Origin of the sequence: Caballeronia zhejiangensis (assembly GCF_000698575.1) — a bacterium.
In the GTDB taxonomy this organism is placed as follows: Bacteria; Pseudomonadota; Gammaproteobacteria; order Burkholderiales; family Burkholderiaceae; genus Caballeronia; species Caballeronia zhejiangensis.
Genome location: NZ_JFHD01000007.1, coordinates 238077 through 258919 on the forward strand (window position 1 = coordinate 238077; position 20843 = coordinate 258919).

Here is a 20843-nt window from a genome sequence, read left to right on the forward strand (position 1 = left end):
CGACGTTCAAAGCGCCTGCGCCATCAGACGCTTCTCGCGCGCGGCCCGCCAGCGCGCGACGAGATTCGGGATCAGCACCGACGAAAGCAGCAGCGCGCCCGTCACGATGGTGAGCGTTTCGCTCGATACGTCCGCGAGTGTCAGCGCATTGCGCAGCACGCCGATGATGACGAGCGACAGCAGCACGCCGATCATCGAGCCGCGTCCGCCGAAGATGCTCACGCCGCCGAACAGCACCGCCGCGATCACCGAAAGCTCGAAGCCCTCGCCGTTGTCGCCGCGCGCGCTCGTGAAGCGCAGCGTGTAGACGATGCCCGCGAGCGCCGCCATCACGCCGGACATCATGAAGAGCTTCAGCTTCGTCTTCGCCACATCGATGCCGGAAAATTGCGCGGCCGTCGGATTCGCGCCGATCGCGAAGAGGCTGCGGCCGAAAGGCGTCGCTTGCAGCAAGACCGTGAAGATGATCGCGCCTGCAATGACGAGGACGAACGGCATCGGCAGGAAGGTGTCGCCGACCGTATCGATGCCGAACGCCGTGTACGACGCGGGAAAATCCGCGATCGCCTGATCGCCGAGCAGCACGTACGCAAGGCCGCGAAAAAGCGCGAGCGTGCCGATCGTCACCGCGAGCGATGGCAGACTGAAGCGCACGATCACGAGGCCGTTGAGCAGGCCAGCAAGCGTGCCGAACGCGAGCACGAGGACGATCACGAGCGGCATCGGCAAGCCCATGTGCCACAGCACGCCCATCAGCGCGCTCGATGCGCCGAGCACCGACGCCACCGACAAATCGATCTCCGCCGCGACGATGATGAGCGTCATTGGCAGCGCGATCAATGCGATCTCGGTGAAGTCGGCGAGCATGTTCGAGATGTTCGCCGTCGACAGGAACAACGGCGACAGCACGCGCCCGGCGACGAGCGATACGACGAGCACGATCGCGAGCATCGCTTCCCATTGCAGAGAGCGGCGTTTCGTCGTGGACAGAGCGGAATCGGGTTTAGCCATGATCGCGTTTCCTCATCATGCGGCGCGCGACGGAACGCGCGAGCAAGGTATCGAGCGCGATCGCCGCGACGATCAACGCGCCTTGAATCGCCTGCTGCCAGAACGGCGACACGCGCAGCACCACCAGTGCGATGTTGATGACGCCGAGCACGAGCGCACCGAGCGTCGCGCCGGCGATGGTCCCGACGCCACCCGTGATCGCGACGCTGCCCACGACCGCCGCGGCGACGACTTGCAGTTCGATGCCCTTCGCCGTGCTGGCATCGACGGTGCCGAAACGCGCGAGCCACAGCACGCCCGCGAGCCCCGCGATCGCGCCGGAAAGCAGGAAGCCGATCATCACGCGGCGATCCACGCGTATGCCCGCAAGACGCGCGGCCTCGGGATTCGAGCCGATCGCATAATGCTCGCGCCCGCCGCGATACTGCTTCAGATACACCGACAGCGCGATCAGCACGACGAGCGCGATCAGCACGAGATTCGGCACGCCGATAAGCGAGCCCGTCGCGATGGACGCGAATGCGTCGGGCAGGCTCGTCGCGTTGATCTGGCCGCCGTGGACCCACGCGTAATCCGCGCCGCGCACGATATAGAGCGTCGAGAGCGTCGCGACGAGCGACGGCACGCGCCCGAACGTGACGAGCGCGCCGTTCACCGCGCCGATCACGAAGCCGATGCCGATGCCCGCGAACATCGCCACGATCACCGGCATGTGCGGGAACATGACGAAGAGGCTGCCGACGCCATACGCGCTCACGCCGACGACCGACGCCACCGACAGATCGATATGCCGCATCAGCATCACGATCGTCATGCCCGCCGTCAGCAGGCCGATGATCGACACGTTGAGCAGCACGTCGCGCAGGTTCTGCAGGTTCAGGAAATCGGGCTTCACCGCGGCGGTCGCGCCGATCAGCACGAGCAGCACGATGAAGAGCGTCAGCTCGCGGCTCTTCGCGATCGTGACCGCGAGGCTTTCGCGCTTCGTATCGGCGGCGTGCATCGCGGGGAGTGAAGATGTATGTCGAGTCATCATGCTGCGTGCCCCAAAACGGCAGGCGATGCGCCCAGCGCAGCGCTCATTACGCGTTCTTCGTTCGCCTCGGCGCGCGCGATATCGGCGCTGATGCGGCCTTCGTGCATCACGAGCACGCGATCGGCCATGCCGAGCACTTCGGGCAGCTCGCTGGAAATCATCAGCACGGCCATGCCTTCTCTGACGAGTTCGGCGAGCGTGCGATACACCTCCGCTTTCGCGCCCACGTCGATGCCACGCGTCGGTTCGTCGATGATGAGCACCTTCGGATTCGTCGCGAGCCATTTGCCGAGCACGACCTTCTGCTGATTGCCGCCCGACAGCGTGCCGACGGGCGCATCGAGATCGCTGGCCTTCAGACGCAGGCGCTTGCCCCAGTCGGCGGCGAGCGTCGATTCGCTTCTCGCCGTGATGAGCCCGTGGCGCATCAATCGGCCGAGCACCGTCAGCGATGCGTTGCGCGCAATGCTCAACTCCAGCGCGAGCCCTTGCGCGCGACGATCTTCCGGCACCAGCGCGAGCCCGGCGCGCACCGCCGCCGCCGGATGCCCAAGCGCGAGCTTCTTGCCGGCGATCTTCACCTCGCCGCCATCGACCGGATCGATGCCGAAGATCGCGCGCGCCACTTCGCTTCGTCCCGCGCCGACGAGTCCCGCGAGCGCGACGATCTCGCCCGCGCGCACATCGAAGGACACGTTCTTGAACACGCCTTCGCGCGTGAGATTGCGCACCGAAAGACGCACGTCGCCGGGCGCGACATCGGCTTTCGGATAGAACGTGTCGAGATCGCGGCCGACCATTTTGCTCACGATCGCATCGATGTTCATGTTCTCGGTGAGCGCGTCGTGGACCTTCATGCCGTCGCGCATGATCGTCATGCGCTGCGTCAGCGCGAACACTTCATCGAGACGATGCGTGATGAAGAGAATCGCGGCATCGCGCTCGCGCAACGCACGCACGATCGCGAAGAGCCGCTCGACTTCGGGCAGCGAAAGCGCGGCCGTCGGCTCGTCCATGATGAGCACGTTCGCGTCGAGCGACAGCGCCTTCGCGATTTCCACGACTTGCTGATCCGCGATCGACAATCCGCGCACGAGCCGTTGCGCGCGCAGATTCACGCCGAGCGACGCGAGCAACGCATCGACTTCGCGATGCATCTCGTCGTAGCGAATGCGCCCGAAGCGATCGCGCGGCTGGCGGCCCATGTAAATGTTCTCGGCGATGGAAAGATCGGCGAAAAGCGTCGGCTCCTGATAGATCACGGCGATGCCCGCATCGCGCGCTTGCGCCGGATTCGCGAAGCGGCGCGCCTCGCCTTCGACGAGCAACTCACCCGCATCCGGCTGATAGACGCCCGCGAGCAACTTCACGAGCGTCGATTTGCCCGCGCCGTTTTCGCCGAGCAGCGCGTGCACTTCGCCGGGAAAGAGTTGCAGGCTGCCGTCGCCGAGCGCGCGCACGCGGCCGAACGATTTGCTGGCGTGTCTCAGTTCAAGACGTGGCGTCGTCATGTCGTTTTCCTCAGATGCGGTAGATGCGTTCCGCGTTGCGCACGAAGAGCGCTGCTTTCTCGCTGTCGCTCGCGTCGGCGACGATGCGCGCATACGCGTTCCACAACGCCGTGTACGTGCCGAACAGCCGATCCACCGGAAAGTTCGATGCGAACATCGCGCGCTCGACGCCGAACGCATCGATCGTCTCGTGCACGTAAGGACGCAGGCTTTCGATAGTCCAGCCGTGATCGAACATCGCAAAGCCGCTCAGCTTCACCGCGACGTTCGGGCAAGCGGCCAGCAAGCGCATGCCGTCGCGCCACGCGCGATAACCTTGCGTCGATGCGCGATCCACGAACATGCCCGCATGATTGACGATGAATTGCGTATCCGCATGCTCGCGCGCGAGTTGCGCCGCCTCTTCCATCTGCGATGGATAAAGCTGCAGATCGAACGACATGCCGAAGCGCTTGAGCAAGCCGAAGTGCCTGCGCCATTGCGGCTCGCGCATGTAATGACGCCCGACGTAGTCGTAGAGCTTGCTGTCATGCACGTTGAGAATCTGGCGGATGCCGCGCGTATTGGCGAACGCCGCATGCGCTTCGAGCACTTGCTGCGCGTTATCCGCCGACAGATCCGCGCCCGCGACGATGCCGTTCGGCATGCCTTCGATATCCGCGATCGATTGAAGCCAGCGCGTTTCCTCGACGGGATCGGCGGGATCGTGATTTGCATCGACGTGCACGAGCTTCAGCACTTCGATGTCTTCGGCATCGCGCAGCAGATCGGTGAGCAGATAGTCGTGCTGCAAGTCGCGCGCATCGCCGACGAACGACGTCTGCGGATTCGCAAGCCACGGGTAATGATGCGTCTTCAAGTCCCACAAATGAATGTGCGGATCGACGACCTGCATGATGGCGTTCCTCGCGAAAGAGGCGAACGTTTCAGGGAAGATGAAAGACCGGCACGAGCGGCGTCGTCACGGGCGAATTGTCCGCGTGCGTGTCCATCAACTCGGCCATGAGGTTCCACCACTTGCGCATGATGGGCAGCGTCGGCAACGCATCGGTCGTGTGCGTGTCGGTGCGCTGATAAATGCCGAAGAGATGCCCGTTCGAGTCGTCCAGAAAGATCCGGTAATCGCGGATTCCGGCGGCGCGCAACGCATCGGCCAGTTCCGGCCATATCTCGCGATGACGCTTCTCGTATTCGTCGCGCATGCCCGGCTTGAGGGTCATGCGAAATGCCACTGTCTCCATGGCGGACCGCCTTTTTATGTTTGGTGAATCCCTGTGTTCGGGACTCGTTGTGCTGCGACTATAATTCGCCGACCGATAACACGACAATCCGATTGCAGGATTGGCCGATCGCAAAAACGTATCGCTGCGCCGTATCATCGCGCGGTTCCGAGCGGACTGTCGAATGAACCAGAACGTGTCCCAAAGTGTGTCGTCCAGCCTTTCACCGATCGCGCTCGTCAATCGGCTGAAGTTCAAGCATCTCGCCCTTCTCGTCGCGCTCGACGACGCGCGCAATCTGCATCAGGCCGCCGACGCGATCAACGTCGCGCAGCCGAGCGCGAGCCGTATGCTCGCCGACATCGAGGAAGCATTCGGCTTTCTGCTCTTCGAGCGCAATGCACGCGGCATGCAGCCGACGCCGCTCGGCACCGCCGCGCTCGCTTACGCGCGCCGCTCGCTCGCGGACCTGACGCGCTTCGCCGACGATCTCGACGCCAAGCGCCGCGGCGGTCACGGTCAACTGACGGTCGGCGCGATCATGGGCGCAGCGCCCGACGTGCTCGCGATGGCCGTCACCGAATTGAAATCCGAACGTCCGCTACTGAACGTGCGCATTCTCGGCGAGACGAGCGATCAGGTCGTGCAATTGCTGCATCGCCGCGAAGTCGACCTCGCGCTCGGACGCCTCACCACGCCGTTGCAGCACAACGATTTCGACTTCGAGCCGCTCGCGCGCGAAGCGATGCGGCTTGTCGTGCGCGCGGGGCATCCGTTGGCGGACAAGGCTTCGCTCGAGCTGCAAACGCTCGTCGGCTGGCCCTGGATTCTGCAACCGATCACGAGTCCCGCGCGCGGCCTCTTCGAAGACGAACTCGCGCGCGCCGGGCTGACGACGCCCGCCGATATCGTCGAATGCGCGTCGATCTTCGCGACGCTGCAACTGCTGCAAAACAGCGAAGCCGTCGCGATGCTGCCGGAATCAGTCGTGCGCGACTATCTGCGCGCGCAATTGCTGATCGAACTGCCGATCGAAATCGGCAAGAGCCTGTCCGGATTCGGCTTGTTGCGGCGCAAGTTCGAAACCTTGAGCGAACCGGCCGAGTACTTCATCGCGTTGTTGCGCAAGTACTCGGCGTCGTCGCGTCACTGAAGGTTCACGAACAGCCCGCCATCGACGAGCAAGGACGCGCCCGTCACATAGCGCGCCCGATCCGAAGCCAGAAACACGACGCACTGCGCGACATCGTCCGGTGCGCCGAGACGTCCGAGCGGGATGCGTTTTTCCATGTAGGCGCGCTTGTCCTCGTTGGAGAGATCGTCGGCGTTGAGGTCCGTCGCGATCGTGCCGGGCATCACCGAATTGCAGCGGATGCCGTACGGTCCCAACGCGATCGCGCAGGATTGCATCAGCGAATGCACGCCCGCCTTGGTCGGCGTGTAATGCGTCTGCATGCCGCCGCCGACGAGCGCGCTGATCGAACTCGTCGCGACGATCGCACCGCCCGTGCCCTGCGCTTTCATCTGGTTCGCGGCGGCCTGCGTGACGTAGAACGCGCCGTTCAGATTCACGGCGACCGTGGTTTCATAGACAGAAGCCGGCATGTCGAGGAACGCGTGAAACGGACAGATGCCCGCGTTGCTCGACAGCACATCGACGCGCCCGAACGCTTCCACCGTGCGCCGGATCAGTTCGATGCCGGTTTCGCGCTCGGCGACGTTGCCTTCGACCGCGATCGCGCGCCGCCCGAGCGCCTCGATCTCGCCGACGATCGATTCCACCGCCGACGCCTTCCCGTAAGACGTGTCGTTGTCGCGCCAGTAGTTGATCGCGACGTCCGCGCCTTCGCGCGCGCTCGCGAGCGCGATCGCACGGCCGATGCCGCGCGAGCCGCCCGTCACTACGACGACCTTGTTCTCCAGCAACATGCGATGCCCCTCAGTGTGTGTAAGGCCGCGTCAACGCGCATTCCGGATTCAGCCGCACGCCGAAGCCCGGCGTCTCCGGCACCTTCATGCGGCCGTTGACCGGCACGGGTTCGTCGAGCAGCAAGGGCGTGAACATCGGCACGACCTGATCGGCCTTGGGCGCCATCATCAGAAACTCGGCGAACGGCGAGTTATGGCGCGTCACGACGAAGTGATAGCTGTACACCGACGAACCGTGCGGCACGACGAGCACGTTGTGCGCGTCCGCGAGCGCCGAAATCTTGATGAGCTCCGTGATGCCGCCGCACCAGCCGACATCCGGCTGCACGAGATCCGCGCAACCCATTTCGAACAGCATGCGAAAGCCCCAGCGCGTCGCTTCGTGCTCGCCGGTCGTCACCATCATGCCGCCCGGCACGGAACGGCGCAGTTCGGCATAGCCCCAGTAGTCGTCGGGCGGCAGCGCTTCTTCGATCCACTTCAGGCCGTGCTCGCGCGCCGCGTTCGCGAGGCGCTTCGCGTAGTTGAGATCGAGGCTCATCCAGCAATCGAACATCAGCCAGAAATCGTCGCCGACTTTCGCGCGCATGTCCGCGAGCTTCGCGATGTTCTTGTGCAGCCCTTCCTCGCCTTCCGCCGGGCCGTGCTGCAAGGGCATCTTGCCGCCGATGAAACCCATCTCCTTCGCGAGATCCGGACGCGCGCCGGTCGCATAGAACTGCAGCTCGTCGCGCACCGGTCCGCCGAGCAGATGGAACACCGGCTCACGGCGCACCTTCGCGAGCAAATCCCACAGCGCGAGATCGACGCCCGAAATCGCGTTGAGCACGATGCCCTTGCGCCCGTAATACAGCGTCGCGTTGTACATCTGATCCCACATCTTTTCGATGTCGGTCACGCGCTGGCCTTCGAGAAAGCGCGCCAGATGCTTCTCGACGATGAACGCGCCGATCTCGCCACCCGTCGTCACCGCGAAGCCGACGGTGCCGTCACTCGCTTCGATCTCGACGACGAGCGAGCCGAGCACGTTCAGCCCGAACGACTGGCGGCTCGCGCGATATTCGGGATAGCGGGCCATCGGCGTGGCGATGTGATCGTCGATCCAGTGATCGGCGCCCTGATCGTGGTAATCGGCGCCGCCGCCGCGAACGGTGAAAGCGCGTACTTGCTTGATCGTCGGCATGGACATGTGTTCGTCTCCTTCTCTGTTCTTTCTGTTCAGGATGCGCTGGCGGTTTCGCCGCGCGTAATCGAATGACGTTCGGGCACGCGCACCAGCACGACGATGACAAGCGCCGCGAGCACGCTCGCGCCCGCCAGCACCATCAGCCCCGCGCTCGCCGAATGGAACGCGGCTTCGGCGGCGGTGCGGGCCATCGGCGCGAAGAAGCCGCCGAGTCCGCCCAGCGAATTGATGAGCGCGATGCCCGCCGCGGCGGCCGCGCCCGTGAGATAACGCGTCGGAAAGGTCCAGAAGAGCGGTTGCGCGGCGATGAAGCCGCTCGCCGCGCAGCACAGCGCGATCAGCGACACGACCGGCGATCCCGCGATGCCCGACACGGCGATCGCGACGCCCGACATCGCGAGCAGCGCGACCGCGCACACGCGATGCCGGCCGGTGCGATCGGCGTAGCGCGGCACGATCCACGTCACGATCACGGCGGCCATCCACGGCAGCGCCGTCACCAGTCCCACGCGAAATCCGACTTTCGTGCCGAGCAGCGCCGACACCTGTTGCGGCAGATAGAACACGACGCCGTACACCGCCGCCTGAATCAGGAAGTACACGCAACAGAGCACGAGCACGCGCGGATCGACGAGCGACGCGAGCACACTGCGCGGTCCGTGCGACGACGCCGCGCGCGCATCGTCGTCGAGGCGGCTGGCGAGCAGCGCGCGCTGATCGGGCGTAAGCCAGCGGGCTTTCGCGGGATCGTCGTCGAGATACCAGAACGCCCACACGCCGACGATCGACGCGAGCAGTCCTTCGACCAGAAAGAGCCATTGCCACCCTTTCAGGCCGAACGCGCCGTGCAGATCGAGCAGCAGACCGGACAGCGGCGCGCCGAAGATGAACGCGAGCGGCGCGCCGAAATAGAACACGCCGAGCGCACGCGCGCGCGACGATTGCGGAAACCAGCGCGTGAGGTAATAGACGATGCCGGGAAAGAAGCCCGCCTCCGCCACGCCGAGCAGGAAGCGCAGGGTATAGAACGTCGTGGCGTTATGCGCGAAGGCCATCGCCGCGGAGACGAGGCCCCACGTCACCATGATTCGGCACATCCACAGCTTTGCGCCGACGCGATGCAACAGCAGATTGCTCGGCACTTCGAAAATCGCATAGCCGACGAAAAACACGCCCGCGCCGAAGGCGAACGCGGCGTTCGTGAGGCCGGTGTCCTGCTGCAGCGCCTTTTGAGCAAAGCCGATATTCGCGCGGTCCAGAAACGCGAGCACGTACATGAGCAGCAGAAACGGCAGCAGCCGGCGCATGACACGCGACGTGACCGCGCCTTCCGCCTGTGCGGAATGGTTCATGTGAGTCTCCCGATGATGCGTTTCAGTACGTCGCGCGTCCGCCCGACAGATCGAACACCGCGCCGGTGCTGAACGCGCAGTCCTCGGACGCGAGCCACAGAATCAGCGACGCAGCTTCTTCCGGCATCAGGAAGCGGTTCATCGGAATTTTGGAGAGCATGTAGTCGATGTGCTGCTGCGACATCGAATCGAAGATTTCGGTCTTGGCAGCGGCGGGCGTGACGGCGTTCACGAGGATGTTCTTGCCCGCGAGTTCCTTGCCGAGCGATTTCGTGAGCCCGATCAATCCGGCCTTCGACGCGCTGTAGTGCGACGCGTTCGGATTGCCTTCCTTGCCCGCGATCGACGCGATATTGACGATGCGCCCGTAGCCCGACTTCAGCATGTGAGGCACGACGGCGCGGCACGTCAGGTACGGCCCGATCAGATTGACATCGATCACGCGCCGCCATACGTCGGGCGCGAGTTCCCAGGTCGTGCCGTTGCCACCGGTGATGCCCGCGTTGTTGACGAGCACGTCGATCTTGCCGTGCGCCGCCAGCGCCTTGTTCACGGCTGCATCGACGGAGGATTCTTCGGTCAGTTCGACGACCGCGTCGCTGACTTTGCGCTCCCTGTACTTTGCCGCGAGCTCGGCGCTCGTGCGGGCGAGGCGCTCGCCGTCGACATCCCAGAGCGATACCTCGGCGCCGGACTGCAGCGCGCGTTGCGCCACAGCCAGGCCGATGCCACGCGCGCCGCCCGTGACGATCACGACGCGGTTCGCCAGGTCGATACGGTTCATGGATGTGTCTCCTTTCGTTGTTCGTTGCTTTGGATGGTCATGCCGTGAGAGGCACTATAGTCCGGCGGCAATAGCGCAACAATTCGAAAGGGCGATCGTTCGATAGCAAAAGCGGATCGGTGGCGGAGTCGAAGCGGGCGGGGGGTTAAGATTTCTCGATACGAATCGCGGAAACGCGCCTAAAGTTATAATTTCTCGATAAACGTTAAGAAATCTCGATGACACCGATCGGTTATTCCCGACTCATCGCCATCGGCGAACTGCGCGTAACGCCGCCGCGGAGGCTGGCGTACGCCAGTTCGTCGGTAAACCGGCGCGTCGACAGCGAGAGCCATATTCTGTTTCCAAACAGCGTGGCGTTCGACGATACGCCCGTCGGTCACTTGGAATTCGCGCTACGCCACGAAGGCGTGAATCTCGAGATTATCGATGCCGCGTTCGAGCATATCGAGCCGGAAGAACTCATCGCCCGTCTGCGCGCGACGCCTTCCGGCGAGCAGATTCGCCGCGCCTGTTTCCTGTGGGAATGGCTGACCGGCAAGGCACTGGATGCGGGCGTGAGCGTCCGCGGCGGTTACGTCGATCTCTTTGCGCCCGATGTCTATTACACGGCGCCGCAGCCCGTGAATTCGCCTCGCTACCGCGTGCGCAATAACGCGCCGGGCACGCCGTGGTTTTGTCCGGTCGTGCACCGCGCCGCGATTCCGGACGATCCGCCCTTGAGAGACCTGCTTCTGGAAGCGCAAAGCGCGCTCGACGCGATGCAGGACCCCGATCTGTACAAGCGCGCGCTCGCTTTTCTGTATTTATCGGAGACGCGCGGCAGCTACGCGATCGAATCCGAAACCCCCAGCTCCGACAAGCAAGAGCGTTTTGTGCAGCTTCTGAAGCGCGCGGGCGAGCCTGCGAAGATCGACGAAGAATGGCTGGTGCAGTTGCAAAACGTGATCGTGCGGGACGTGTATAGCCAGGAAGCGTCGTATCGGACGAGACAAAACTGGCTGGAGGACGCTGCGGGCCGGATCGACTTCTTTCCCGCGCCGGTTGACGATCTTCGACGCGTGATGACCGATTGGGAAGCCTTCGTGAACGATCGGAAACGGTGCCCCGATGTGCTCGTGAAGGCCGCCTGCGCGGCCTTCGGCTTCGTTTATCTGCATCCGTTCTTCGATGGCAACGGCCGGCTGCATCGATTTCTCATCCAGCACGTGCTTGCGCGCTCGGGCGTGCTAGGCGCGGATACCGTGATTCCGGTGTCGGCTGTGATGGAGCGAAACATTCCGGCTTACCACGCCGTGCTGACGGCGTTCTCGCGCCCGGTCACGCGACTGTGGAATTACCGTCGCGTCGAGACGGAGCCGCTCGTACTGAGTGCGCCTTCGAGCCGCGCGTATCGGTTCTTCAACGCGGATCGTGAAGTCGCGTTTCTGCACGCGATGATCAAGGAGGCCGTGCGCGAGGAAATTCCGCGCGAGATCGCGTGGCTTCAGGGCTACGACGCCGCTTTTGCGCAACTGAACGACGAGTTCGACTTGCCGCGAAAGGATCTTTCAGCGCTCATTCGGATGGTTCAGTCGAACAAGGGGGTCCTGTCGGCGCATCGCAGGAAGCAGTATCAGCACCTTCCTCGCCCCGTACTCGACCGAATCGAGGAAGTGGTGCACGGTGCGTTCGCAAGCAGGGCGGCAGACTCGGAAAGTTAAGATTTCTCGAGTCAAACGCCAAAAATCCATCGAAAATCAAAATATCTCGTTGGGCGTGAAGAAATCTCGATTCCCTCGCCCTTCAGTGCGTTTGCCGGCGCTCGGGCCTTTCCATCCCGGAAACGTGGCCGCGCGGCATGGCGACCGAATCCTTGAAATGCTTATCGGCAAAAAGCGCGAATCCGAAAAGCGCGGCCACGCCGAGCGGGCAAATGACGAAAGCAGCAACGAGCACGGCAACCTCCATTCGATGATGCTCGCAGTGTATCCCGCGTAAAGCCGCCAATTGTCGTGAAAATCGACAATACTCCGTTCAATGTTCGCGAACTTTCACCCTGTTTGATTCGATGAGCGTGCGTATTCGCACCGGATCGTGGTGCCAGGCACGGCCGTTGCTATATGCACCAGCCGTCGATCCCGACACCGAATCAACCTGGAAAAGCATGTTCACACCGAAAGCCTGCACCGCTACCTGCGTACTGGACGGAATGCCCGTCACGCTGACCTACTTTCCCGACACCACGCTGCTGCGGATCACCGACGCGAATGGCCGCTGCGTGCGCGAAACCCGCTGGCCCGCGCCGTGGCGGACGTTGCTCGCGACCTTGCGCGAATTCAGCGGACGCGATGCCGAAAGCCAGCTTTCGACCTTGCTCGACGAGATTCCCGCCATGTCGAAGCCGACGCGCGAGCTGGCATCGGCGCTCGCGTAGCGGAATGTTTCATCACTAGAATCAATGAGTTCCATCGAGACAATTTTGAGCGCGCGGACCCGCGCCATTTACAATGTCGGATCGGCTGCGCATGGGCTGCCCGGCCCGCGCCGATTCACGCCCCTCGCGGTCCCACTCTCACGCATCCGACTGGCTGTATGGTCACTGAAACGTCTTCATCGGAATCCCTCGCCGTCGCTGAACGCGTGCGCGAACTCATGGGCCGTCACGGCATCGGAAAGCGTCAGCAGACAGCGGAGCTGTGCCGCATTCTCGACCTGAGCTTTTCGCAGGGCCACCGGAAGCTGCGCGGGAACAGTCCGTGGACGCTCGCGCAGATTCGCCGCGTCGCCGATGCCTTCGACGAACCCGCGCTCAAGCTCTTCGATTCGATCAACACGCGCCCCGACGAAACCGAAGGCACCGCGCACGACGCCGTGCTCAAGCTCGGTTCGGTGGAAATTCCCTGCATGGCGTGGGTCGGCAACGCGCTCGATGCGGGCAGCCGTCCGGATTTCATCGCGCAGAAACTCAACAATCGCTGGATCGTCACCAAGCACGAAGGCGTGCTGCTGCACGAAGCCAGCGACGTCCACAAGATCGAAATCCAGCCGCGCCGGCCGGATACCGACAAACCCATCATCGCCGTGGTCGACGACGATCACGCCTCGGCCGACAATCTGCACGACTATCTCGAAGCCACCGGATTCGCGGCGATGGCCTTCTACGGCCTCGACGCGTTCCTCGAAGCGCTGCAGACGCAAGTGTTCGATGCCGTCGTGATCGACTGGCTGTTCGGCGTGCATACGTCGGCGGATGCGATCCGCGCGGTGCGCGAGTCGGACAATCCGGACGCGCCGGTTTTCGTGCTGACGGGCGAGCTCACCACGGGCAAGGCGAGCGAATCGGAAATCAGCCAGGTCATCCGCGACTACAACGCGACGTGTTTCGAGAAGCCCGCGAGGCTCGGCATTCTCGTCGCCGATCTCTCCAAGCGGCTGATGCGCAATTAGCTGACGCGCCGGCGCACCGTCACCGCGCGATGCACCGCGCCCTTCAGCACCTCGTAGCGCACCGGCTTCAGCAGATAGTCGAAGAACAGCACGGCCGCGCTCGGATCCACCAGTTCGGGCGCGTACGCGCTCACCGCGATGATCGGCACGCTCGCGCCGGGCGCACTGCGCGCACGATACTCGTTCGCGAACGAATAGCCGTCCTTGCCCGGCATATGCAGGTCCGCGAGGATCACGTCGGCGTCGTTCGCGCGCAGCCACGCGAGCGCGCTGTCGACATCCGGCAGCGCGACCGCGTAATAGCCGAGATGCGTGAGCATTTCGATCAGAGAATCGCGGATCGACTCGTGGTCGTCGATCACGAGCACGCGCGACTTGCGCAACTCGGGCGCATCGGCTTCCGGCTCACGCCGGGGCACATGACGCGCCGCGACCGCCGGCAGGCTCACGCGAAACGCCGCGCCCTGCCCGACTTCGCTCGAAACCTCGATCTTCCCGCCGAGCAGCTCGACAAGTCCGCGCACGACCGCGAGGCCCATTCCCGCGCCGTCGAAGCGCCGCGTGCTCGATGAATCGAGCTGCGTGAATTCCTGGAAGATGAGCGGCAACTGCTCGCGGGAAATGCCCGGCCCCGTATCGATCACGGAGATGTCGAGGCGCTTCTCCGTGCGCGCGAAATGCACGTCGATGGAACCCGCTTCGGTGTACTTGATCGCGTTGGTCACGAGATTCGTCACGATCTGCCGCACCCGATGCGGATCGGATTCGATCGGGCCGCGCTCGCCCGCATAATCGCCGCGCAACGCCAGGCCCTTCGCGCTCGCGGCGGGTGTGTTCGCATCGACGATGGATTCGAGCAATTCGACCGGATCGAACACGGCCATGCGCAGTTCGAGCTTGCCCGCGCCGAGACGCGCGTAATCGGTCAGATCACGCATCTGCGCCTCGAGATGACGCGCGCCCGCTTCCAGACGCTGCATGATCTTGCGGTCGGCGTCGCCGCGCGCGTTCAGCCCGAGCAATTCGACCGACGAGACGATTGCATGCAGCGGCGTGCGCAGCTCGTGGCTGATCATGCCGAGGAACGTGTCTTTCGCGACGCCCGCCTCGCGCGCCGCGCGCGTCGCCTGATGCTCCGCCGCCAGCGCCGCACGCTGCTGTTCGATAAGGCGCGTGCGCCGATAGCCGTTCAAGAGCAGCAGGATCGTCGCCGCCGCCGAGAGCAGGCCGAGCAGCACGCCGCCGTAAATCAGATAGCGGCGCTTCGCCTCGAAATCGCGCACGATCGCCTCGCGCTCCGCGACATCCATCAGCCGACGCCCGCCCGCCAGTTCCGCGACGACGGGCGCGTTCTGCCGCAATACGCCGATCACGCGCAGGGTGCGCTGGTGCTCGCTCTGCAATCCGTCGATATCGCCTTGAATGGAATCGAGCGCCGTTTGCAACTGACGCAGAATCTCGCGCTGCCGGTTCAGCAGCGCCTGATGATCGTCCGACACACCCGCCGATTCCGACACCTGCCTGAGCCGCGCCCGCAGCAGCCGATAGCTCGCGCGCACGCCCCCCGCGTCCTCGTCGATGCCATTGCGATACAGCAGAACGTGATTTTCGAAGCGCGCGTACGCGATCTGAAACTGCGCCGCGTCCCAGTACACGTCGTAAGGCAGAACGAGCCGATGCGTCTCGCGCGCGACCAGACCCGAATACAGCATGTAGCCGACCGCGCCGATCGGCGGCGCGACCGCGAGCGCGATCAGCGCCGCATACCAGAGCCGGCGAAACCAGGGTCGCGCGGCGTGTGCGCGCAACGGGGATTCGGTGCGGATGACGGCCATCCGCTATTGCAAGGCTTCGATCGCCCGGGCCGCGCGCTCGGATGCGACGACGATCAGCTTCATCGTCGCCCGCGTCGCGCCGACGAAGATCTTGCGCGCGGCCTGCTCGTCGAGCGCGTCGAAATCGACTTCGGTGAGAATCACGCAGGGCGCCGATTGCCCCTTGAAGCGATAGATCGATTCGAGCAGCACGTCGCCCTCGCGATACTCCGGGTTGCCGAACAGATCGTACGTTCCGGTGAAGGCGCGCAGCCGATGCGGGCCGAGGTGATCGACGGCAGTGAGCGCCGAACCCTCGCGGCCCCGGAACGACAGCACCGCGATGTCCTGCTTGCGAAAGCCGAGCGACAACGCGTGCGTGATCGCGCGCTTGGTCGCCTCGATGATTTCCTCGGGATGCCCGTCGGCGTAGGTCGAAACGCTCACGTCGGAGCCGTCGAAGGGACTGCCCGCATCGAGCCGCACATCTGGCCCGACGACCTTGCGGATGAAACCGAGTAGATCGCGCGGGCTGCGATAGTTCGTCGTTTCGCGCAGGATCGTCCAGCCCGGCAGCGGCACCGGCTCGCGCAAATACAGGTTCTGCATCGGATCTTCGAGCCACCACCACGCGCCTTCAGGATTCAGCAGACGTTCGAGCGCCTCGACCCACGCCGCCTGAAAATCCTGGCCTTCATCGACGATGAGCACATCGGTCTTCCATTGCTCGGGCACGGGCACGGCGGCGAAGCGATCTTCGAGCGTCGCGAAGACATTCGGCTGACTGAAGTCCGGCGGACTGCCCGCATCGCGCGCGACGGCCGCGCTCAACTGATGGTAATTCGCGATCTTCGCCTCTTTCGGTGCGATCGCACGAATATGGTCGGCGAGCGGCCGGTTGAAGCACACGTAGAGCACGCTCTTGCCCTGCGCGAGCGCGTCGCGCATCACGCGCACGGCGAGTTGCGTCTTGCCCGCGCCCGCGGTCGCGATCACGCGCAGACGGAACGGTTCGAATTCGAGCCGCCGCGCCCACGTCGCGAGCCCGCCCGACAGACGCGTGACGAGCGTGTTCGCCGCACCGACGAGCGCGTTGGTATCGGGCGTGAGCGAAAGTTCGTCGGCGAGAAAATGATGGATGCGCGCCGCCGATTCGAAGCGCGGCTCGTCCGGCGGCAGGATTTCGAGCACGACGCGCGCAAGCTGCGACTTGCGGCTCGCATCGACGATGCGCGCCGGCGACACGCCCGCGATCGCCGTGTTCTTGACGGTGTAATCGGGGCAGTAAAGCAGTTCCTCGATCCGGTACGTGCCCGCGCCGAACGCCGCCGTGAACCGCCGATGCAGGTTCTCCAGCGTGCGCGCGAGCTGAATGGCGACGTTGCGCTCTTTCTGCAAATAGACCTTGACGAGACCTTGCCCCGTCTCGCGCAGAAAACCGGCCTTCTGCTCGATCATCAGCACGCGGCCGGACGGCGCGACGACTACGAAATCCGCTTCGCCGAAGACCGAAAATCCTTCGTTGACGCGAGTCCAGTGCACGCCGTGATAGACCGTGTAGTCGTCGGGCAGCTTTTCGAGGCGCGCGAGCGTTTCGAGTTCGCGCGCCGCCGCCCCGGTCGCTTCGAGGTTCTTCCAGTCGTCGGGAACGATTCGGGCCATGCGTCGCCTTTGGGCTGAGTGATTGCGTCCGAGTCATTGTACGCAACGCGCTTACCGTTCCCGCAATAGGCCGGATGGCTAGCTTGCGTAATCGTATCGGCCGCCTTTTTCGAGCGCGCGCTGATATGCCGGACGCGCGTGAATGCGTTCGAGAAAGGCGCGGATATGCGTCATCGACTTCGCGCCCGCGCGGGCGCTGCCGGCTTCGAGGGGAAAGCTCATTTGCACATCGGCGGCGGTGAACGAATCGCCGGCGAACCACGGCGACTTTGCCAGTTCGGCATCGATATAGCCGAAATGCAGACGCAGTTGCGGATCGATGAAACTGCTCTGCATCGTCTGCGCGATGCGCCTTGCGATCGGCTTAGCGAAGAACGGCATTTTCGCGCTCTCCAGCCGCCGCGCGACGAGCTTGAGCAGGAGCGGCGGCATCGCGGAGCCTTCGGCGTAATGCATCCAGTAGTTGTAGCGCACGCGTTCGGGCGTCGTGCCGGGCGGCGGCGCGAAACGGCCTTCGCCGTACCGTTCGACGAGATATTCGATGACCGCGCCCGACTCGGCGAGCGTGAGGCCATCGACGGTCACGACGGGCGATTTGCCGAGCGGATGCACCGCGCGCAACTCGGCAGGCGCGAGCATCGTGCGCGGGTCGCGCTGATAGCGCTTCAGCTCGTATTCGACGCCGAGTTCTTCGAGCATCCACAGCACGCGCTGCGAGCGGGAATTGTTGAGATGATGAACGGTTAGCATGCCTGGACTCTTCTTCATATTCGACGATGCCGCTCGCGGTACGCCACTTGCATCCAGCGAACTGATGCGCGGCCGGGCGTCGAAAGCATACGGCCCTTCGATGAAGGCCGCGCAACGATTTCTAACACACAACGAAAAAGGAGAAGTCGATGACGCTGATCATTTATCTCGTAGGCTGGCTGATTTTCATTGGCGGCGTGTCGTGGGCGCTCGTGGCGATGCACGTCTCGCAGCACACGATCATGATCGTGGCCGTCATCATGCTGGGCATCGCCGTCATCACGGGCGCGACGCGGGCGCGCAACCGCGACCGGTCCTAGGCGTTCCGGGCCGCCGTCGATGGCGGCCCGCGCGACTCACATCACATCACATCACCACACGGGCCCGAGCCGCGTCCTGGATCAGCGTGACGAGTTCGTCGGGATGCACCGGCTTCGTCATGAAATGCTGAAAGCCTTCACCGATGCTGCGTAATCGGTATTCCTCGCCGCCGTGCCCCGTCAGCGCGATCGCCACGGACGGCGGCAGATTTCCGCGTATTTCGTGATCCCGCAAACGTTGGACGAGGTAGAAACCGTCCATCTCGGGAAGGTCGAGATCGCAGATCACCGCATCCGGAAGATGCTCGATCGCCGCTTGCGCGCCGTCTTCGGCGTCGGCTACGGCGATGACTTCGGCACCCTCTTCTTCCAGCAACGTCTGCAGCGACGCTCTGCTCTCGGGATCGTCTTCGATGAGGACGATCCGCATATGCCCCAGTCTTGCCACTTCGTTCATGATGTTCTTTTCTACTGCCAAAAACGGAATTCTCGCGTCGGTCTCCAGCTCTTTCCGCCGCGCGCGCGGTAGCGCGCACTGATTGACACGAGAACGCGGCGGGAATTCCGAACGCACCGTTTTTTATGCCGCGCGTACGCCGGTGCGGAACGCCTCGCGGTTTGTGACTGCGCCGACGCGAAAAATCGCCCGGTTGCAGCGTGCCTAAAAGAGCAAAAACCGGACCGGTTTGCATCTTTCGCCGCAAGCGCCGCGTCGCGCGGGCCTCCCGGCCGATCCGCCTCGCCCAAACGCTCGTCACACGCGCACGATCGTGTAATTCCGGCATCGGCCGTGCCCTGTTTTCCCATCAGACGTTTGTCTCGCGGATGGAATCGGGGCGCGAGGCGCTCGACGTGCCCGCCTGCAGCAGCGCGCGATATTCGCTCGGCGTGAGGCCGACCGTCGCCTTGAACTGGCGCGTGAAGGCGCTGTGATCGGTGTACCCGCACAGGGCGGCGACATCGGTGACTTTCTCCTGCGAGACGAGGAGCGCAGTGGCCGCGTCGAGCCGCGTTTTCAACAGCACCTGGCGCGGCGTCAGATGAAAGACCTTGTGAAAGTAGCGCTCCAGTTGCGCGATGGACATGTTCGCCATCTGCGCGAGCTGCCGCATGTTGAGCGGCTGCACGTAATTTTCCTGAATGTGCTGCACGACCGCCGCGAGCCGGCTGTACGCGGGATGCGTGCCTTCGGCCGCTTGCAGATCCCGCGAAATGCCCGCGAGCCCGACGATATGTCCCTGCGTATCGTGCAGCGGCTGCTTGCACGTCATGCACCAGCCGGGCTCGCGCCCCGGATACAGATGCAGTTCGAGCTGATCGATCAGCTGATGTCCCTGCGCGATGATCGCCTGATCCTGCGCCGTGTAGATGCGCCCGAAGCGACGCGGGAATACGTCCTCGGCGGTCTTGCCGAGCAGCGCGGATTTGTCGTCCTTGTGACCGCAGCGGCGCGCGAGCGTGCGATTGACCATCGCATAGCGCGCCTCGCGATCCTTCACGAAGAACACGATGTCGGGCATCGCGTCGAAAACCGGCGCGAGCAGCGCGAAATGCGCGAGCATGTCGGCGAGCGTCGATGCCGGAGGTGGTGCGATCGTCATGCGTGCGGGTGTCGGTTGCGCTCGGTGGATTCTGGCGACCGATTATAGGAGCGCCAATACGCGGACAAAATTGGCGCTGGCCCCACTAGAAATGACGCGTTTCAGTCAGCTCGCGCGCAGCGATCAGCGTGTCGATGCAAACCGGCGCGAACGGCGGACGCGCCACCGCACGCGGCCATCCGAACAGGACCGACGCCGCCTCGCCGCAGATGCGCCCCTGACACGGCCCCATGCCGCAACGCGTCTGCAATTTGGCATCGCGCCAGCTCGCGTGCGCGGCGACTTCGCCGATTGAAACATCCTCGCAGCGGCACAGCAACGTGTCCGGCGATGGCATCGCGCGGGCGTCGGCGCCGAGTTCGAACGTACGTGCGACGCGTCGCGCGAAGGCACGCCAGCGATCGCGTTCGCGCACCAAACGCGCATCGATGGCGACGCCGAGCGCCGCCTGCGCCGCGATCGCGCCTTCGACGCGCGCGAGTTCCATCCCGCCGATGCCCGCGCATTCGCCCGCCGCGAATACGTCTCGCTGAGAGGTTCGCTGGGCGCCGTCGACGTGGATCGCGCCGTCGCGTTCGTCCGTCGAGCAGCCGAGTGCGAGCGCGAGCGTCGTGTTCGGCACGAGTCCGAAACCGCACGCGATGCGATCCGCTTCGAGCGTTTCATCGCGCCCGCGCGTGCGGATCGTGACCGCCTCCACGCGCGCGCTTCCATGCGCCTTCACGACGACGCTGCCCGTCCGGTAACACGCGACGCCGAGCGCGACGGCCTGCGCCAGCTTTCCCGGCGTCAGCGCCAGCGACGCGACGAATCGTGCCACCCGCGCGAACGGCGCCTGTTCGACGACCGCGACGACGCGCGCACCGTGACGACGCGCGGTATCGGCGGCGGCGAGCAACAGCGGCCCGCTGCCCGCCACGACGATGCGCTCGCCACGCACCGGCATGCCGCCTTTGACGAGCGCCTGCAAGCCGCCTGCACCGGTCACGCCGGGCAAGGTCCAGCCGTCGAAAGGAAGCAGCCGCTCGCGCGCGCCGGTCGCGAGGATGAGCTTCGAATACGCGAGCACGAGCGGCGCGCCGTCGCGTTCGAGCAGCAGCCGTTTGTCGCCGGGCGCTGCCGCGACCTTCGTCGAGTTCATCACGATCAGCTTCGCGTGCGAGCGCGTTTCGTCGAGCCATTGGCGCAATGGCGCGGCGGGCGCTTGCGTCGGACCTTGCCGCCAGATCTGGCCGCCA

Annotated in this window: 21 protein-coding genes; 5 read left to right on the forward strand and 16 right to left on the reverse strand. The window is 64.3% G+C overall.

What is annotated here, in order from left to right:
• Positions 1 to 6 precede the first annotated feature (6 nt).
• From BG60_RS13030 to rhaM, 5 genes are read right to left on the reverse strand one after another with little or no spacing between them, the layout of a single operon-like run.
• A complete protein-coding gene (locus BG60_RS13030) occupies positions 7 to 1011 on the reverse strand; it encodes an ABC transporter permease (protein WP_008353535.1) in 1005 nt (334 codons plus the stop codon).
• Positions 1004 to 2044: an ABC transporter permease gene (locus tag BG60_RS13035; RefSeq protein WP_033536151.1), complete on the reverse strand. Its 1041-nt coding sequence runs from the start codon at positions 2042 to 2044 to the stop codon at positions 1004 to 1006. Before BG60_RS13035 ends, BG60_RS13030 begins: the two co-directional genes overlap by 8 nt.
• On the reverse strand, positions 2044 to 3558 hold the full coding sequence (locus BG60_RS13040; protein WP_008353538.1) for a sugar ABC transporter ATP-binding protein: 1515 nt from the start codon (positions 3556 to 3558) through the stop codon (positions 2044 to 2046). The genes BG60_RS13035 and BG60_RS13040 overlap by 1 nt, the downstream gene beginning before the upstream one ends.
• Before the next feature lie 10 nt (positions 3559 to 3568).
• Positions 3569 to 4453, reverse strand: coding sequence for an amidohydrolase family protein (locus BG60_RS13045; RefSeq protein WP_008353541.1), 885 nt, complete (start codon positions 4451 to 4453; stop codon positions 3569 to 3571).
• A 31-nt stretch (positions 4454 to 4484) separates the two neighbouring features.
• The gene (rhaM, locus tag BG60_RS13050; RefSeq protein WP_008353542.1) at positions 4485 to 4799 is read right to left on the reverse strand and encodes an L-rhamnose mutarotase; all 315 of its coding nucleotides are present in this window, start codon (positions 4797 to 4799) and stop codon (positions 4485 to 4487) included.
• Between the two features lie 163 nt (positions 4800 to 4962).
• Between rhaM and BG60_RS13055 the strand changes: the two genes are divergently transcribed.
• Positions 4963 to 5931, forward strand: coding sequence for a LysR family transcriptional regulator (locus tag BG60_RS13055; RefSeq protein ID WP_008353543.1), 969 nt, complete (start codon positions 4963 to 4965; stop codon positions 5929 to 5931).
• Here the strand turns inward: BG60_RS13055 and BG60_RS13060 are convergent.
• From BG60_RS13060 to BG60_RS13075, 4 genes are read right to left on the reverse strand one after another with little or no spacing between them, the layout of a single operon-like run.
• On the reverse strand, positions 5925 to 6707 hold the full coding sequence (locus tag BG60_RS13060) for an L-rhamnose 1-dehydrogenase Lra1 (protein WP_008353544.1): 783 nt from the start codon (positions 6705 to 6707) through the stop codon (positions 5925 to 5927). The genes BG60_RS13055 and BG60_RS13060 overlap by 7 nt on opposite strands.
• Positions 6708 to 6717: 10 nt before the next feature.
• Positions 6718 to 7896 carry an L-rhamnonate dehydratase gene (gene rhmD / locus BG60_RS13065; RefSeq protein ID WP_008353545.1) on the reverse strand — a complete coding sequence of 393 codons (1179 nt, stop codon included), beginning with the start codon at positions 7894 to 7896 and terminating at the stop codon, positions 6718 to 6720.
• 29 nt (positions 7897 to 7925) lie between these two features.
• Positions 7926 to 9245 (reverse strand): MFS transporter, encoded by a 1320-nt coding sequence (locus tag BG60_RS13070; protein ID WP_008353546.1) that lies wholly within the window; start codon positions 9243 to 9245, stop codon positions 7926 to 7928.
• A gap of 22 nt (positions 9246 to 9267) precedes the next feature.
• Positions 9268 to 10029, reverse strand: coding sequence for an SDR family oxidoreductase (locus tag BG60_RS13075; RefSeq protein ID WP_008353547.1), 762 nt, complete (start codon positions 10027 to 10029; stop codon positions 9268 to 9270).
• Between the two features lie 218 nt (positions 10030 to 10247).
• Here BG60_RS13075 and BG60_RS13080 point away from each other — a divergent pair, with 218 nt between their 5' ends.
• Positions 10248 to 11732 (forward strand): Fic family protein, encoded by a 1485-nt coding sequence (locus BG60_RS13080; RefSeq protein ID WP_008353549.1) that lies wholly within the window; start codon positions 10248 to 10250, stop codon positions 11730 to 11732.
• Between the two features lie 82 nt (positions 11733 to 11814).
• On the opposite strand, the gene BG60_RS38710 is transcribed toward BG60_RS13080, so the two are convergent.
• The gene (locus BG60_RS38710) at positions 11815 to 11979 is read right to left on the reverse strand and encodes a hypothetical protein (RefSeq protein ID WP_160172889.1); all 165 of its coding nucleotides are present in this window, start codon (positions 11977 to 11979) and stop codon (positions 11815 to 11817) included.
• A gap of 196 nt (positions 11980 to 12175) precedes the next feature.
• Here BG60_RS38710 and BG60_RS13085 point away from each other — a divergent pair, with 196 nt between their 5' ends.
• Both BG60_RS13085 and BG60_RS13090 read left to right on the forward strand, forming a co-directional pair.
• Complete coding sequence (locus tag BG60_RS13085; RefSeq protein WP_033536125.1) at positions 12176 to 12445, forward strand: hypothetical protein; 270 nt, start codon at positions 12176 to 12178, stop codon at positions 12443 to 12445.
• Positions 12446 to 12603: 158 nt separating this feature from the next.
• Positions 12604 to 13458 (forward strand): helix-turn-helix domain-containing protein, encoded by an 855-nt coding sequence (locus BG60_RS13090; RefSeq protein ID WP_008353552.1) that lies wholly within the window; start codon positions 12604 to 12606, stop codon positions 13456 to 13458.
• On the opposite strand, the gene BG60_RS13095 is transcribed toward BG60_RS13090, so the two are convergent.
• The 3 genes from BG60_RS13095 to BG60_RS13105 form a co-directional block, all read right to left on the reverse strand.
• A complete protein-coding gene (locus BG60_RS13095; protein ID WP_008353554.1) occupies positions 13455 to 15293 on the reverse strand; it encodes an ATP-binding response regulator in 1839 nt (612 codons plus the stop codon). The two genes, BG60_RS13090 and BG60_RS13095, sit on opposite strands and share 4 nt — an antisense overlap.
• A 3-nt stretch (positions 15294 to 15296) precedes the next feature.
• Positions 15297 to 16934, reverse strand: coding sequence for an ATP-binding domain-containing protein (locus tag BG60_RS13100; protein WP_008353556.1), 1638 nt, complete (start codon positions 16932 to 16934; stop codon positions 15297 to 15299).
• A 78-nt stretch (positions 16935 to 17012) separates the two neighbouring features.
• Positions 17013 to 17684, reverse strand: a complete 672-nt coding sequence (locus BG60_RS13105) for a glutathione S-transferase (RefSeq protein ID WP_008353558.1) — start codon at positions 17682 to 17684, stop codon at positions 17013 to 17015.
• Between the two features lie 149 nt (positions 17685 to 17833).
• On the opposite strand from BG60_RS13105, the gene BG60_RS38995 reads away from it, so the two are divergent.
• The gene (locus tag BG60_RS38995) at positions 17834 to 18004 is read left to right on the forward strand and encodes a hypothetical protein (protein WP_008353559.1); all 171 of its coding nucleotides are present in this window, start codon (positions 17834 to 17836) and stop codon (positions 18002 to 18004) included.
• 46 nt (positions 18005 to 18050) lie between these two features.
• On the opposite strand, the gene BG60_RS13110 is transcribed toward BG60_RS38995, so the two are convergent.
• The 3 genes from BG60_RS13110 to BG60_RS13120 form a co-directional block, all read right to left on the reverse strand.
• Complete coding sequence (locus BG60_RS13110; RefSeq protein WP_051079069.1) at positions 18051 to 18461, reverse strand: response regulator; 411 nt, start codon at positions 18459 to 18461, stop codon at positions 18051 to 18053.
• A gap of 349 nt (positions 18462 to 18810) precedes the next feature.
• Positions 18811 to 19605, reverse strand: a complete 795-nt coding sequence (locus BG60_RS13115; RefSeq protein ID WP_008353561.1) for an AraC family transcriptional regulator — start codon at positions 19603 to 19605, stop codon at positions 18811 to 18813.
• 85 nt (positions 19606 to 19690) lie between these two features.
• Positions 19691 to 20843, reverse strand: a 1153-nt coding sequence (locus BG60_RS13120) for an NAD(P)/FAD-dependent oxidoreductase (RefSeq protein WP_034471794.1), incomplete at its 5' end; no start/stop codon positions are given.

Excerpts from the sequence above, each read along its gene's own strand:
- BG60_RS13085 (WP_033536125.1), top strand. The coding sequence starts at position 12,176 with ATGTTCACACCGAAAGCCTGCACCGCTACCTGCGTACTGGACGGAATG.
- rhaM (WP_008353542.1), bottom strand. The coding sequence starts at position 4,799 with ATGGAGACAGTGGCATTTCGCATGACCCTCAAGCCGGGCATGCGCGAC.
- BG60_RS38995 (WP_008353559.1), top strand. The coding sequence starts at position 17,834 with ATGACGCTGATCATTTATCTCGTAGGCTGGCTGATTTTCATTGGCGGC.
- BG60_RS13030 (WP_008353535.1), bottom strand. The coding sequence starts at position 1,011 with ATGGCTAAACCCGATTCCGCTCTGTCCACGACGAAACGCCGCTCTCTG.
- BG60_RS13035 (WP_033536151.1), bottom strand. The coding sequence starts at position 2,044 with ATGACTCGACATACATCTTCACTCCCCGCGATGCACGCCGCCGATACG.
- BG60_RS13105 (WP_008353558.1), bottom strand. The coding sequence starts at position 17,684 with ATGCTAACCGTTCATCATCTCAACAATTCCCGCTCGCAGCGCGTGCTG.
- BG60_RS13070 (WP_008353546.1), bottom strand. The coding sequence starts at position 9,245 with ATGAACCATTCCGCACAGGCGGAAGGCGCGGTCACGTCGCGTGTCATG.
- BG60_RS13045 (WP_008353541.1), bottom strand. The coding sequence starts at position 4,453 with ATGCAGGTCGTCGATCCGCACATTCATTTGTGGGACTTGAAGACGCAT.
- BG60_RS13100 (WP_008353556.1), bottom strand. The coding sequence starts at position 16,934 with ATGGCCCGAATCGTTCCCGACGACTGGAAGAACCTCGAAGCGACCGGG.
- BG60_RS13095 (WP_008353554.1), bottom strand. The coding sequence starts at position 15,293 with ATGGCCGTCATCCGCACCGAATCCCCGTTGCGCGCACACGCCGCGCGA.
- BG60_RS38710 (WP_160172889.1), bottom strand. The coding sequence starts at position 11,979 with ATGGAGGTTGCCGTGCTCGTTGCTGCTTTCGTCATTTGCCCGCTCGGC.
- BG60_RS13080 (WP_008353549.1), top strand. The coding sequence starts at position 10,248 with ATGACACCGATCGGTTATTCCCGACTCATCGCCATCGGCGAACTGCGC.
- BG60_RS13075 (WP_008353547.1), bottom strand. The coding sequence starts at position 10,029 with ATGAACCGTATCGACCTGGCGAACCGCGTCGTGATCGTCACGGGCGGC.
- BG60_RS13115 (WP_008353561.1), bottom strand. The coding sequence starts at position 19,605 with ATGACGATCGCACCACCTCCGGCATCGACGCTCGCCGACATGCTCGCG.
- BG60_RS13040 (WP_008353538.1), bottom strand. The coding sequence starts at position 3,558 with ATGACGACGCCACGTCTTGAACTGAGACACGCCAGCAAATCGTTCGGC.
- BG60_RS13060 (WP_008353544.1), bottom strand. The coding sequence starts at position 6,707 with ATGTTGCTGGAGAACAAGGTCGTCGTAGTGACGGGCGGCTCGCGCGGC.
- BG60_RS13090 (WP_008353552.1), top strand. The coding sequence starts at position 12,604 with ATGGTCACTGAAACGTCTTCATCGGAATCCCTCGCCGTCGCTGAACGC.
- BG60_RS13055 (WP_008353543.1), top strand. The coding sequence starts at position 4,963 with ATGAACCAGAACGTGTCCCAAAGTGTGTCGTCCAGCCTTTCACCGATC.
- rhmD (WP_008353545.1), bottom strand. The coding sequence starts at position 7,896 with ATGTCCATGCCGACGATCAAGCAAGTACGCGCTTTCACCGTTCGCGGC.
- BG60_RS13110 (WP_051079069.1), bottom strand. The coding sequence starts at position 18,461 with ATGAACGAAGTGGCAAGACTGGGGCATATGCGGATCGTCCTCATCGAA.